The sequence below is a fragment of the Pseudomonas sp. Kh14 genome (assembly GCF_900291005.1).
In the GTDB taxonomy this organism is placed as follows: domain Bacteria; phylum Pseudomonadota; class Gammaproteobacteria; order Pseudomonadales; family Pseudomonadaceae; genus Aquipseudomonas; species Aquipseudomonas alloputida.
Window position 1 is genome coordinate 152,057 of record NZ_OLKJ01000037.1, and the last position, 12,871, is coordinate 164,927.

Genomic DNA, 12,871 nt, shown 5'->3' on the forward strand with positions numbered 1-12,871 from the left:
TCAGACGGGGTCGTTACGGCGCAGCAGCTCTTCGGGCAGGTGCTCGATGTACTCATCTTCCAGCGGCGGCATCTGCAGGTGGTAGCCTTGGCTTTCGAGGTTCTCCAGCACCTTGGTGATGTCCTCGCGGGCCAGCTTGCGCTCAGGGCTGAGCACCAGGTCGAAAGCGTGCACGGGGGTGCCGAAGAACGGCAGCAGGCCTTCAGGCACGCGCTCCAGGCCGTCAGCCTTGAGCACATACAGGTACATTTCGTTCTTGCGTGGGCTCTTGTAGATCGAGCAAATGCGTTTCATCGGGTTTCTCCGGCGCCTGCCAGGTTGTCCAGCAGGGCCTGGCCCATGCGCTCGCGGCGCCAGCCGCGCAGCGAATCGGGCAGTTGATAAGGGCCATTGGGGTATCCGCTCTTGAGCAGCGCCTCCAGGGCTTTCTTGCGCAGCATCAGCTCGGGCGCAATCCCCAAGCGCTCGCCTTCGGCCTGGCCGATGGCACGCAGCTGCTTGAGAAGGCCGGCAGCCTCGATCGGCAGCGGCTCGGGCAAGGGCGCTGGCCATTGCTCGGCCGGCAGGCTGGCGGCGCGCTTGATCAGCTGAATGAGGAACTCACCGTCCTGACGAATGGTGCGCGGGTGCATCTCGTCGATCTTGGCCAAGGCCGACAGGTTGTTCGGCTGGCTTTTGGCCATTGGCCACAGCGAGTGCTCCTTGAGGATACGATTACGCGGCACATCGCGGTTGCGCGCTTCGCGCTCGCGCCAGGCGCACAGCTCACGTAGCACTGCCAGTTGTTGAGGCGCCAGCTTCCAGGCCAGCTTGACGTCGCGGTAAAGGCTTTCAGGCTCGACTTCACGGCGCAACGCAGCCACCAGCTCGGCGCCGTCTTCCAGCACCCAGGCATACTTGTCGTCACTCAACCGCGGACGCAGCACGCTGAACAGCTCGGCCAGGTGCACGGCATCTTCGGCAGCGTAGCTGACCTGGGTTTCCGAGAGCGGGCGTTGCAGCCAGTCGGAGCGGGTTTCGCCTTTGGGCAATTCGATGCCCAGCACTTCCTGCACCAGCCGCGAATAGCCCATGGAGAAGCCCAGGTTCAGGTAACCGGCGGCCAGCTGAGTGTCGAACAGCGGCTGAGGCAGCTTGCCGGTCAGGCGCAGCAGCACTTCAAGGTCTTCGCTGCAGGCGTGCAGCACCTTGACCACACCGCTGTCTTCCAGCAGGTCGGCCAAGGGTTGCCAGTTGCCGATCAGCAGCGGGTCGATCAGAAAGGCGCGTTGGCCGTCGCCGATCTGAATCAGCCCGGCTTTCGGGTAGAAGGTGTCGACCCGCATGAATTCGGTGTCGACGGCGACGAAGGGCAGCTGGTGCCAGTCGCGGCAGTGTTCGGCCAGGCTCTGGTCGTCACGGATCCAGTGAATTTCGATGGCCACAAGGCTCTCCCACTAACATTGGCGCGCAGTATATACGGCGCGGGCACTACGGGTGAAACTGTCCCGCTTTTCGGGGGCAGTCCACCCTGTGGGAGCGGGCGCACCCGCGAATGAAGGCAACACGGTGTAAGGCCCGGGCTTGCCCGCTCCCACAGGGATCGCGCAAGCTTGCATGACACCCGACTGGCTTCAGCGCTTGGCCGCCAGCCAAGGCCGGCAACTGGCGAACATGTCCAGCGACTGTTGGTAGAGCTCGGTATGTACCTGCAACAGGCCAAGCATCGAGTGGAACAGGTTGTCCTGGGACAGCGGGGCATCGCTGAGCCGTGCCAGGCAGTCGGTATCGACGCCGAAGTCCTCCTTGTAGCTGTCGGAGAACCAGGTCAGCAGCGGCACGTGCTTCTGCGGCTCGGGAGCGATGGCGTAGGGCGTGCCGTGCAGGAACAGGTTGTACTCGCCCAGCGACTCGCCGTGGTCGGACAGGTAGATCATCGCCGTGTCGACCTTGTCTTGCTTGCTGCGCAGGGTATCGATCAGCGAGGCCAGCACCTTGTCGGTATAGGCAAGGGTGTTGTCGTATCCGTTGATGATTTGCTCCTTGCTGCACTGGTTCAACGCGTTGCTCTGACAAACCGGGGCGAAGCGCTCGCCATCACTGGGGTAGCGCTTGAAGTACTCGGGGCCGTGGCTGCCCATCTGGTGCAGCACCAGCACGGTGTCCTTGTCGAGGTTGTCGATCAACGCGTCCAGACCTTGCAGCAGGATCTGGTCATGGCATTCGCCATCGGCGCACAGCTGCGGGTCCTTGAGGTTACTGACGTCGATGAACTGCACGCGATCGCACGTGCCTTTGCAGCCCGACTGGTTGTCACGCCACTGCACGGCCAGGCCGGCACGCTGGAGGATGTCCAACAGCCCTTCACGGTTCTTCGCTACGCGGGCGTCGTAGTCCTTGCGCTTCATGCCCGAGAACATGCAAGGCACCGAAACCGCCGTTTCCGTACCGCACGAGTGCACGTCGGAAAACGCCAGCAGGCCCTGCTCCCTGGCGAGATTGGGCGTGGTATCGCGGTCATAGCCCAGCAGACCGAAATGGTCTGCCCGGGCACTTTCCCCGACCACCAGCACGGTCAGCGACTTGCGCTCATGTTTTTGCCAGGCCGCATCACGCTTGGCATCTTCGCCATAATGCTGGAACGGGCGCGAGGCCGTACCGACACGCTCGTCGACATAACTGATGGAGGCCCCGACGATATTGCTGGGGGTGAGCATCAGACGCAGTTCATGGTGATTGCGAAACAGCGACGACAGCCCTTGATAATTGACCAACGCGACCGAGCCGATGGTCACTACACAGGCACCACTGACCACCAACTTGCCCAGCAGCTCGCGGTGCCAAGGGCGGTAGGCGATCTGCGCCTTCCACAGCAGCACCGATGGCAGCACACCCAGCAGCAGGATATACGCGGCAAACTTGAACGACATCAAGTCGCGCACTTCCGCAACATTGGTCTCGGCCATATTGCGGAACATGGCGGCGTCAATAAGTACGCCGTACTGGTTCATGAAGTAAGCCACGCCCGCGCCACTTATGAACAACACGATAAGTACTGGCTTCAATACATACCGGAAGGCAAGTAACGTGAGTATGAGATTGAAGGCGAAGAGCATCAGCACAGCAAACGCCAGACTCAGCCACAACCCCGACAGGCCGGCAGGAACCGCCGCTTGCAGATGCTCCCAGAGGAACATGTTGAAGCCGATCAGCAGGTAAAGACTGGCCAGCAGCGTGACCCATTCAGTCCGCAGGGATTTGAAGTTGAGCATTAGCGTTCGCAATCAAGAGTGATTATCAACCCCAGACCAGATGGCACTGTGGGAAAGTTGGCCGAACTCTAGAAAGTACGTCATCAATTTTTTGTGAAAAAGTTGGTAACAATTTCGTGAGGGCGCGTCTTTTACCAATTATCTCAAAACCATTCAGCTGCCATTCAGCCTGCACCGCCGTCACAAGCCTGCGCAAAGACAGCTATCCTCAATGGTCAGGACCTTACCGACAACCCTGACAGAGGTGAAGAAATGCCAGTTCCGCACGATCTGCTCGCTGACCTGCACGTTACCGCTGATGCATTCCAGGCACTCATGGAGAAGGATCAGGACCTGCACAAACTGCACAAGGAGTACAACGCCAAGGACAAGGAGGTGGTAGCCGCCGAAGGCAACGGCACCAACGACGAAGCCGTCAACCGCCTGCGCAAGGAAAGGTTGCTGATCAAGGACAAGATCGAACGGATCATTCATCCGCCCAAATCCTGACAGGCATCTATTGAATCCACCGGCCTCTTCGCGGGCAAGCCCGCTCCTACACCGATGCGCAGACCGTCGTAGGAGCGGGTTCACCCGCGAAAGGGCCGGGCCTGCTGGCCAGTGGCCCTGGCCGTTCACCGTTGCCGCCGCCACCGTATTCGCGGGCAAGCCCGCTCCTACATTGAACTGCGACACCTGCAGGAGCGGGCGAGCCCGCGAAGAGGCCAACAGCCCTTACACAGCAACCAGCGCTTTCAACGCCCCATCCAGGTCCTCGACCAGGTCACGGTAATCCTCGATCCCTACCGACAACCGCAGCAGGTTTTCGCTGATCCCCATCACCCCTTTCTGCTCTGGGCTCAGTGAGCAGTGCGACATGCTCCAGGAGTGGTTGATCATGCTCTCCACCCCGCCCAGCGAGTCGGCCAGCACAAAAATCTGCAGCGCCTCCACCAGGCGGTTGAGCGCGGCCCGGTCGCCTTTTACTTTCATCGCCACCACCGCCCCGCCACTGCGCATCTGGCGTTTGCACAGTTCATGCTGCGGGTGGCTTTCCAGGCCCGGGTAATACACCTGCTCGACCTGCGCGTGGTTTTCGAGGAAGCGCGCCACCTGCAGGGCATTGGCACACTGGCGCTCCATGCGCACATCCAGGGTCTTCAGACCGCGCAGAGCCAGGTAGCAGTCGAACGGCCCCTGCACTGCACCAATCGCCATGCTGATACGGCGCAGGCGTGCCAGCAACGCATCGTTGGCCGCCACCACCACACCGCCGGTGAGGTCGGAGTGGCCACCTATGTACTTGCTGGCCGAGTGCATCACCAAGTCCACGCCCAGGGTGATCGGGCGCTGGTTCCACGGCGAGCAGAAGGTGTTGTCGATGCAGGTGAGGATGCCCTTGGCCTTGGCCAGGTCGCACACCGCCTTGATGTCGACCAGGTGCAGCAACGGGTTGGTCGGCGACTCGATCCAGATCAGCTGGGTTTCCGGCTTGATCGCAGCCGCTACGGCTTCAAGGTCGTTGAGATCGACATAGGTGGTGGTCAGGCCAGAGGTGCGGCTGCGGTAATCTTCCATGATGCGGAATGTGCCACCGTACACGCCGTTCATCACCACCACGTGGGCATCCTTGGGCAGCAGCTCAAGCACGGTTGCGGTGGCATTGACTCCCGAGGCGCAGGCCACAGCGCCCACGCCTTCTTCCAGGGCAGCGACACAGGTTTCGTAGGCATGCCGGGTGGGGTTGCCGACGCGGCTGTAGGAATATTCCGGCTTATCGTCCAGGCTGCGCTTGGTGAACGAACTGGCGGTGACGATGGCCGGAAAAATGGCGTTATCGGCAACGCTGAACTGCTCGCCGGCGTGAATGGTACGGGTGGCGAAATTGCGCGGCTTGTCGGACATGGTCAGGCCCATTGGCAGAATGAAAGCTGCAACTATCGCACAACCCAAATCGTCTGGCCTTGGGGTAATCTGTGAAATATTTTTCTGCACGGCCAGCGCGCGATATGGACAGTTTCGACCAGCACATTCTTACCCTGCTACAGCGTGATGCCTCCATCTCGCTGAAGGACCTGGCCGAGGCCGTCAACCTGTCCACCACACCGTGCTGGAAGCGGGTCAAGCGCCTGGAGGAAGAGGGCTACATCCTCGGCCGCGTCGCCCTGCTGGACCCCGAACGGCTGGGGTTGGGGCTTACCGTGTTCGTCCAGCTCAAGACCCAGCGCCACGACAGCGCATGGCTGGAGCAGTTTGCTGCGACCGTGACCGGGTTCGAGGAAGTGATGGAGTGCTACCGCATGTCCGGGGACTGGGACTACATGCTGCGGGTGGTGGTAGGTGATATTGCGGCGTATGACCGGTTCTACAAAAAGCTGATTACCCGTACCGATGGGCTATCGAACATCACCTCCAGTTTTGCCATGGAGCAGATGAAGTACACCACGGCTTACCCGGTGCATCGCGCCTGACTGGTGCTGGATTCTTCGCGCCCCCCAGGATCACCTCAACCTCAAGCGCTGTGAGGTCCCGTAGGAGCGGGTTCACCCGCGAAGGGGCCCGTACAGGCCCCCCATCAATCCGAGGCCAACACCGCCGCAATGCGGTTCCCCACCTTGGCTTTCACGACCTTGATCGCGACAAATTTCGAGGTCGGGGTATAGGTCCCCTCACCATAACTTTCCAGCGGTACCAACGGGTTGGTTTCCGGGTAATACGCCGCCGCCTGCCCCTCGGGCACGTCATACGCCACCAGGCGGAAGCCCGACACCCGCCGCTCCACGCCATCCTCCCACAGCGACACAAGGTCCACCTGCTCACCCGGTTCGAAGCCCAGGCGACGGATGTCCGCCTCATTGACGAACACCACTTCACGCAGGCCGAACACCCCACGGTAACGGTCGTCCAGGCCATACAGGGTGGTGTTGTACTGGTCGTGCGAACGCAGGGTCTGCAAAATCAGATCGGGCTTGTCACCACGGGCCAGTACCTTGGCGTTGACCAGTTCCTCGGGCAGCGCGTGGGGCATGAAGCGGGCTTTGCCCGTGGCCGTGCGGAAGTTGCGATCGGCGGCATTGTTGCCAAGGTGGAACCCGCCGGGGCTGTTCAGGCGTTCATTGAAACCGGTGAAGCCCGGAATCACGTCAGCGATCATGTCGCGAATGCGGTTGTAATCGGCCACCGCGTACTCCCAATCGATCGGCTGGTTGCCCAGCGTCGCCTTGGCCATACCGGCAATGATCCACGGTTCCGAGCGCATATGCGGCGAGCGCGGGCGCAACTGGCCGTGGGAGATGTGCACCATGCTGAACGTGTCCTCCACGGTCACGCCTTGCGGCCCTTCGGCCTGCAGGTCGATTTCGGTACGGCCCAGGCACGGCAGGATCAGCGCATCGCGGCCGGTGACCAGGTGCGAGCGGTTGAGCTTGGTGGAAATTTGCACGGTCAACGCACAGTTCTGCAGCGCCGCGTGCGTGCGCGCGGTGTCCGGGGTGGCTTGGGCAAAGTTGCCGCCCAGGCCGATGAACACCTTGGCCCGCCCCTCTTCCATAGCCTTGATCGCCAATACCGCGTTGTGCCCATGGGGACGCGGCACACTGAACTGGAAGCGTTGTTCGATGGCATCGAGTAGCGCCGCCGACGGCTTCTCGTCAATGCCCATGGTACGGTCACCCTGCACGTTGCTGTGGCCACGCACCGGCGACAGGCCTGCGCCGGGTTTGCCGACGTTGCCGCGCAGCAGCTGCAGGTTGACGATTTCCTGCACGGTCGGCACCGAATGGCGGTGCTGGGTGACGCCCATGGCCCAGCACATGATGACCCGCTCGGCCTTGCGATACATGCGTGCGGCCAGCTCGATCTCGGCCAGGGTCAAGCCCGACTGTTTGACGATGTGCTCCCAGGACGTGGCGTCCACCGCCGCCAGGTAATCGTCGACGCCGCTGGTGTGCTCGGCGATGAAGGCATGGTCGAATACCGCCGGCTCGCCTTTGGCCTGTGCCTCGCGCTCCCATTGCAACAAGTACTTGGCAATACCGCGCATTGCCGCCATGTCCCCACCCAAGGCCGGGCGGAAGTAGGCGCTGGAGGTCGGCTCGGAGCCATTGCTGAGCATTTCGAACGGGTGCTGCGGGTGCTGGAAGCGCTCGAGGCCTCGCTCTTTCAGCGGGTTGAAGCAGACGACCTGAGCACCACGCTTGACCGCTTCGCGCAGGGGTTCGAGCATGCGCGGGTGGTTGGTGCCGGGGTTCTGCCCGATGACGAATATCGCGTCGGCCAGCTCCAGATCGTGGAACACCACGGTGCCCTTGCCCACCCCGAGGGTTTCCGACATGCCCGCGCCGCTGGCTTCATGGCACATGTTCGAGCAATCCGGAAAGTTGTTGGTGCCGTAGGCACGTACGAACAGCTGGTAAAGGAACGCCGCCTCGTTGCTGGCCCGGCCCGAGGTGTAGAATTCGGCCTCATCCGGCGACCGCAGCGCACGCAGGTGCCTGGCGACCAGCTCGAAGGCCTCCTGCCAGGTAGTTTCGACATAGTGGTCGGTGGCGGCGTCGTAGCGCATCGGGTGGGTGAGGCGGCCCTGGTATTCAAGCCAGTAGTCGGTCTGCTCCTTCAGCGCGCTGACGCTGTATCTGGCGAAGAAAGCCGGGTCGACCGAGCGGCCGGTGGCTTCCCAGTTGACCGCCTTGGCGCCGTTTTCGCAGAACTTGACCATGTCGCTTTCCGGCGACTCGCCCCAGGCACAGCCGGGGCAGTCGAAGCCGCCGTTCTGGTTGGTCTTGAGCATGGCCCGCAGGTTCTTGAAGGCGTTGTCGCTGCCCAGCCAGCTCTTGGTCACGCTTTTGAGCGCCCCCCAGCCGGCAGCGGCGCCCTTGTAGTCCCTGATGTGTTCGTCCTGGCTCATGCGATGAATCCTCACGCTTCGATGCTTTTTTCCAGCCTATGGAGCGTGGGAAGGGGCGTCCAATCGAAAGATCTTACGGCGTGATAAGCGGTTTCGATCATGGCTGCCAGATGCTGCACCAAGCGATAGAGGCCATCGATCAACCGGTCAGGCAAAGCAATTTGACGCCCTTGCGGCCAGGTTATAGCTTGGAGTCATGTCCCAACCCATTCGAGTGCGAACGTGGAACAGAACAGCCGGGCCCTGATCGACGGCTTCAACCGGAAAATCGACTACCTGCGGATGTCGGTCACCGACCGCTGTGACTTCCGTTGCGTGTACTGCATGGCCGAAGACATGCAGTTTCTGCCGCGCCAGCAAATCCTCAGCCTCGAAGAACTGTTCCAGGTGGCCGAACGCTTCGTCGCCCTCGGCACCCGCAAGATCCGCCTGACCGGCGGCGAGCCGCTGGTACGCCAGGGCATCGTCGACCTGTGTGGGCGCATCGCCGCCCTGCCCGGCCTGCGTGAGCTGTGCCTGACCAGCAACGGCTCGCAACTTGGCCGCCTGGCCCAACCGTTGTTCGACGCTGGCGTGACACGCCTGAACATCAGCCTCGACAGCCTCGACGCCGAGCGCTTCAAGCAACTGACCCGCACCGGCGACCTGCGCCAGGTCATCGCCGGCATCGATGCCGCCCGCCAGGCCGGGTTCAAGCGTACCAAGCTAAACTGCGTGGTGCTCAAAGGCCGCAACGACCATGAGCTGGTCGACCTGGTGCGCTTCGCCATCGACCGCGAGCTGGACATCACCTTCATCGAAGAAATGCCGCTGGGCGTGATCAGCGAGCATGAACGCGGCGAGTCGTTCTGCTCCAGTGATGAGGTACGTGCGTTGCTGGACGAGCAGTTCACCCTGATCGAGTCGACCGAGTCTTCCCAAGGCCCGGCCCGCTACTGGCGCCTGGCCGAAGCCGCGAACACCCGGGTCGGCTTCATTTCCCCGCACAGCCACAACTTCTGCGCCACCTGCAACCGCGTGCGCCTTACCGTCGAAGGCCGCCTGCTGCTGTGCCTGGGCAACGAACACTCGGTCGACCTCAAGCACGTACTGCGCGCTCACCCTGGCAACCCCGAACGCCTGGAAAAGGCCATTCGCGACTCGCTGCACCTCAAGCCCTATCGCCATCACTTCGAAGTCGGTGGCGATGTGCAGATCCTGCGTTTCATGAACATGACCGGCGGCTGAGCAGCCGTCTCTGGACTTCCATGATCGTCCCCCCCTCCACCGATGTGTTGCGCGTGTTGTTCACCCTCAAGGGGTCGATCGTCAAACGCATTGCCCTGCGTTGCCTGATGGTGACACTGCTGGCCGCGCTGATCGTGCTGGTCGAGCGGCATTACCCGGCGTATTTCTACCCGGTCAGCGCCACGCCGTTCACCTTGCTGGGCCTGTCGCTGTCGATCTTCATGAGCTTTCGCAACAACGCGTGCTATGACCGTTGGTGGGAGGGGCGCAAGGCCTGGGGCAAACTGATTATCGAAACCCGCTCGTTCGTGCGGGAAAGCGTGGCGATTGCCGACGAAACACTGCGCACCGAACTGCTGCGCAACCTGTGTGGTTTCGCTCATGCACTCAATGCCCGGCTGCGTAACGAGGACGAACGGGCAGCTGCCAGACCGTGGCTGGCCCGGCCCGATGCGATCAGCCCGCACAATGTGTGCGACGGCATCCTGCGTGAAATCGGCGAACACTGTTCACGGTTGGCCACACAGCAACAGATCAGCGAATGGCGCTACAACCTGCTGGAGCAACGCCTGGTGGGCCTGACCGAAGTGCAAGCCACCTGCGAGCGGATCAAGGGCACACCCTTGCCGTTCCCCTACACGCTGCTGCTGCACCGTACCATCTACATTTTCTGCCTGCTGCTCCCGTTTGCCCTGGCCGAGCCACTGGGCTGGCTGGCACCGCTGTTCACCACCATCGTGGGGTACACGTTCTTCGGGCTGGATGCGATCGGCAACGAGCTGGAAGACCCGTTCGGGCGCGATGAAAACGACCTGCCGACCGATGCCATGGTGCGGACTGTGGAGCGCGATGTGCTGGCCGGATTGGGGGAACAGCAGCTGCCTCCCGCCTTGTTGCCGGTGGGGTATGTGTTGAGCTGACGGTGGGTGGTTGCCTGTTCTGGCCTCTTCGCGGGTAAACCCGCTCCTACATCGGCAACAGGTGTTTGACGAAGTTGCATGGCCGGTGCCGTGCATCCAGCTGCTCGGCCAGAATGCCTTCCCAGGCGGTGCGGCAGGCCCCGGTCGAGCCCGGCAGGCAACACACCAACGTGCGGTTGGACAACCCGGCCAACGCCCGGCTCTGCACGGTCGAGCTGCCAATATCGAGAATCGACAATGCCCGGAACAACTCGCCAAACCCATCGATACGCTTGTCCAGCAGGCACTCGACCGCTTCCGGCGTGCTGTCGCGCCCGGTAAAGCCGGTACCGCCAGTGATCAGCACCACCTGGACCTGTTCATCGGCAATCCAGCTGGCCACCTGAGCGCGGATCTTGTACAGGTCGTCCTTGAGCAGCGCTCGCGCCACCAGCCGGTGACCGACCTCGACCGAGCGGTTGGCCAGCAGCGCGCCGGAAGTATCGTTATCGTAGGTACGGGTGTCGCTGACAGTCAGCACGGCGATGTTCAGCGGTACGAAGACCGCATCAAGTTGGACGCGCACGGTGAAGCTCCTTGAAGGGCATTTTCACCACGCTAGAGGCATACCCCCAGAGGCGTCCAATCGATATGACGTACCGGCCGATCAATGACATCTATCGCAGACGTGGGTTAAGGTCTGCATAACCAGACGCCAGGCACTTCCATGGACATCAAGCAGCTCAAGTTCCTCATCGCCCTCGACCAGACCCGCCACTTCGGCCAGGCGGCGGCGCTATGCCATATCACCCAGCCGACGCTGTCCATGCGCCTGCGCAACCTGGAAGACGAACTGGACCTGGTGCTGGTCAAGCGGGGCCAGCGCTTCGAAGGTTTCACCGAGGCCGGCGAGCGCATCCTGGCCTGGGCCCGCACCCTGCTCGCTGCCCATGACGGCCTGCAGGCCGAGGCTGCCAGTTGCCGTGGCCAGGTGGTCGGCAGCCTGCGCCTGGGCACGGTGCCGCTGGCCAGTTTCAACCCCATGCACCTGCTGCTGCCCCTGCGCGAAAAATACCCCGAACTGCACTTTCAGCTCAGCTCGCTGAGCTCGGAACAGGTCATCGACGGCCTCAGCCGCAACCAGCTCGACCTGGGTATCTGCTACCTGGACCAGGTCAACACCAGCTTCTTCGAAGTGATCGAACTCGGCACCACCACCATGGGCCTGCTGCACGATACGCGGCACTTCCAGTTCGCCAGCGACCGGCTGCGCTGGGACGAGCTCGGCGATATTCCGCTGGGGCTGCTGAGCAAAGGCATGCACTACCGCCAGTCGCTGGACCTGAGCTTCCGCAGCCGTGGTCTGGAGCCCAATGCGGTGCTTGAGAGCGACTCGAGCTTCCAGCTCATCCAGGCCATCAACACCGGCATATGCTGCGCGATCATGCCACTGAACTGCGGCCTGGAAGACCTCAGCGAGCACCTGCGCATCGTACCGGTGGCCGACGCCGCCATCCACAGCCCGGTCGGGCTGCTGCTGCGCCGCAGCGAGCCACGCTCGGCGATTGCCGAGCAATGCTTTACCGAAGCCCGGGGGCTGTTTCAGGCCACCTGATCGGCGGTAGCCTGGCGATACTGGCGTGGCGTAAAGCCGGTCAGTTGCTTGAACTGGCGGCTGAAGGCGCTGTGGTCAGTGTAGCCGCAGCGCATCGCCACTTCAGTGATCGGCAGCTCCGAATGCAGCAGGCGATGGGCATGCTCCAGGCGTGCCTTGTGGATCATCTGCCGGGGCGTGAGGTGGAACACCCGCTTGCAATAGCGCTCCAGCTGGGCCACGGAAATACCGGCGATGCGGGTCAGCTCGCCCATGCTGATCGGCTGATGGAAATGCTGGCGGATGTGCTCGTCCACCGCGGCCAGGCGTTGATAGGCGGGGTGGCTGTCGGCAGCTGACTGCAAGTCGACCGAGATGCCGACCAGGCCGATGATTTCGCCGGCAGGGTTGTACAGCGGGCGCTTGTGGGTCAGGCACCAGCCTGGCTCACGGCTGCCGTAGAGGTGCAGCTCCAATTGGTCCTCCAGCACCAGGCCTTCCTTGAGAACACGTCGATCCTGCTCGGTATAGCCGGGGCCAAACTGTGCCGGAAACACCTCGGCACTGGTCTTGCCCAGCAACGGTTGCAGGCGCTTGAGGCCACAGCGCTGGACCAGTGTGTTGTTGGCCAACGCATAGCGGGCAGCAGAATCCTTGATGAAGATCGCGGCGTTGGGGATGGCGTCGAGCATCGGCAGCAGCAGCGATACACCGGCGAGCAGGGCCTCGAGGGTGGCGGGGCGGTGCTGGTCCACGGACTGGTAGAGGGTTGCCAGGGGGGTGTCGGTCATCTGTCGGTTCTCTGCTGGCTGTGCTGGCCCTTTCGCGGGCTCGCCCGCTCCCACAGGTCCTCCACACATTTCGAATGTCTGCGCCGTACCTGTGGGAGCGGGCATGCCCGCGAAGAGGCCGGCACTATCAACACACCCCTACAGGCCTTGTGCGGTGTGGCCTACAGCCTATCCATCAGCCCACCCTGACCGCCAGCATTTTTCACAACTGTGCCGATTTCGTC

The 12,871-nt window shown here is 62.4% G+C and carries 12 protein-coding genes; 5 read left to right on the forward strand and 7 right to left on the reverse strand.

All coding sequences use genetic code 11. From position 1 onward, the window contains the following. From FQ668_RS21805 to FQ668_RS21815, 3 genes are all read right to left on the reverse strand, one after another. A complete protein-coding gene (locus FQ668_RS21805; protein WP_003254683.1) occupies positions 1 to 294 on the reverse strand; it encodes a YcgL domain-containing protein in 294 nt (97 codons plus the stop codon). Next, positions 291 to 1,424: a ribonuclease D gene (rnd, locus tag FQ668_RS21810; protein ID WP_014590028.1), complete on the reverse strand. Its 1,134-nt coding sequence runs from the start codon at positions 1,422 to 1,424 to the stop codon at positions 291 to 293. The genes FQ668_RS21805 and rnd overlap by 4 nt, the downstream gene beginning before the upstream one ends. A 189-nt stretch (positions 1,425 to 1,613) precedes the next feature. Further along, complete coding sequence (locus FQ668_RS21815) at positions 1,614 to 3,251, reverse strand: phosphoethanolamine transferase (RefSeq protein ID WP_119714075.1); 1,638 nt, start codon at positions 3,249 to 3,251, stop codon at positions 1,614 to 1,616. 252 nt (positions 3,252 to 3,503) lie between these two features. On the opposite strand from FQ668_RS21815, the gene FQ668_RS21820 reads away from it, so the two are divergent. Further along, complete coding sequence (locus tag FQ668_RS21820; RefSeq protein ID WP_014590026.1) at positions 3,504 to 3,740, forward strand: YdcH family protein; 237 nt, start codon at positions 3,504 to 3,506, stop codon at positions 3,738 to 3,740. Between the two features lie 225 nt (positions 3,741 to 3,965). Here FQ668_RS21820 and FQ668_RS21825 read toward each other — a convergent pair whose 3' ends face one another. Next, on the reverse strand, positions 3,966 to 5,147 hold the full coding sequence (locus FQ668_RS21825; RefSeq protein ID WP_019436806.1) for a PLP-dependent aspartate aminotransferase family protein: 1,182 nt from the start codon (positions 5,145 to 5,147) through the stop codon (positions 3,966 to 3,968). A 92-nt stretch (positions 5,148 to 5,239) separates the two neighbouring features. Here FQ668_RS21825 and FQ668_RS21830 point away from each other — a divergent pair, with 92 nt between their 5' ends. Continuing rightward, positions 5,240 to 5,701: an Lrp/AsnC family transcriptional regulator gene (locus tag FQ668_RS21830; protein ID WP_014590024.1), complete on the forward strand. Its 462-nt coding sequence runs from the start codon at positions 5,240 to 5,242 to the stop codon at positions 5,699 to 5,701. A gap of 104 nt (positions 5,702 to 5,805) precedes the next feature. Here the strand turns inward: FQ668_RS21830 and FQ668_RS21835 are convergent, their stop codons facing one another. Beyond that, positions 5,806 to 8,136 (reverse strand): FdhF/YdeP family oxidoreductase, encoded by a 2,331-nt coding sequence (locus FQ668_RS21835; protein ID WP_144180649.1) that lies wholly within the window; start codon positions 8,134 to 8,136, stop codon positions 5,806 to 5,808. A 222-nt stretch (positions 8,137 to 8,358) separates the two neighbouring features. Here FQ668_RS21835 and moaA point away from each other — a divergent pair, with 222 nt between their 5' ends. Both moaA and FQ668_RS21845 read left to right on the forward strand, forming a co-directional pair. Continuing rightward, a complete protein-coding gene (gene moaA, locus FQ668_RS21840) occupies positions 8,359 to 9,363 on the forward strand; it encodes a GTP 3',8-cyclase MoaA (RefSeq protein WP_014590022.1) in 1,005 nt (334 codons plus the stop codon). A gap of 20 nt (positions 9,364 to 9,383) precedes the next feature. Beyond that, complete coding sequence (locus FQ668_RS21845; protein WP_144180651.1) at positions 9,384 to 10,283, forward strand: bestrophin family protein; 900 nt, start codon at positions 9,384 to 9,386, stop codon at positions 10,281 to 10,283. A 46-nt stretch (positions 10,284 to 10,329) separates the two neighbouring features. On the opposite strand, the gene moaB is transcribed toward FQ668_RS21845, so the two are convergent. Next, positions 10,330 to 10,848 carry a molybdenum cofactor biosynthesis protein B gene (moaB, locus tag FQ668_RS21850; protein ID WP_003254698.1) on the reverse strand — a complete coding sequence of 173 codons (519 nt, stop codon included), beginning with the start codon at positions 10,846 to 10,848 and terminating at the stop codon, positions 10,330 to 10,332. Positions 10,849 to 10,989: 141 nt separating this feature from the next. Between moaB and FQ668_RS21855 the strand changes: the two genes are divergently transcribed. Beyond that, the gene (locus tag FQ668_RS21855; protein WP_014590020.1) at positions 10,990 to 11,877 is read left to right on the forward strand and encodes a LysR family transcriptional regulator; all 888 of its coding nucleotides are present in this window, start codon (positions 10,990 to 10,992) and stop codon (positions 11,875 to 11,877) included. On the opposite strand, the gene FQ668_RS21860 is transcribed toward FQ668_RS21855, so the two are convergent. Beyond that, positions 11,865 to 12,647 (reverse strand): AraC family transcriptional regulator, encoded by a 783-nt coding sequence (locus tag FQ668_RS21860; RefSeq protein ID WP_019436805.1) that lies wholly within the window; start codon positions 12,645 to 12,647, stop codon positions 11,865 to 11,867. The genes FQ668_RS21855 and FQ668_RS21860 overlap by 13 nt on opposite strands. Positions 12,648 to 12,871 lie beyond the last annotated feature (224 nt).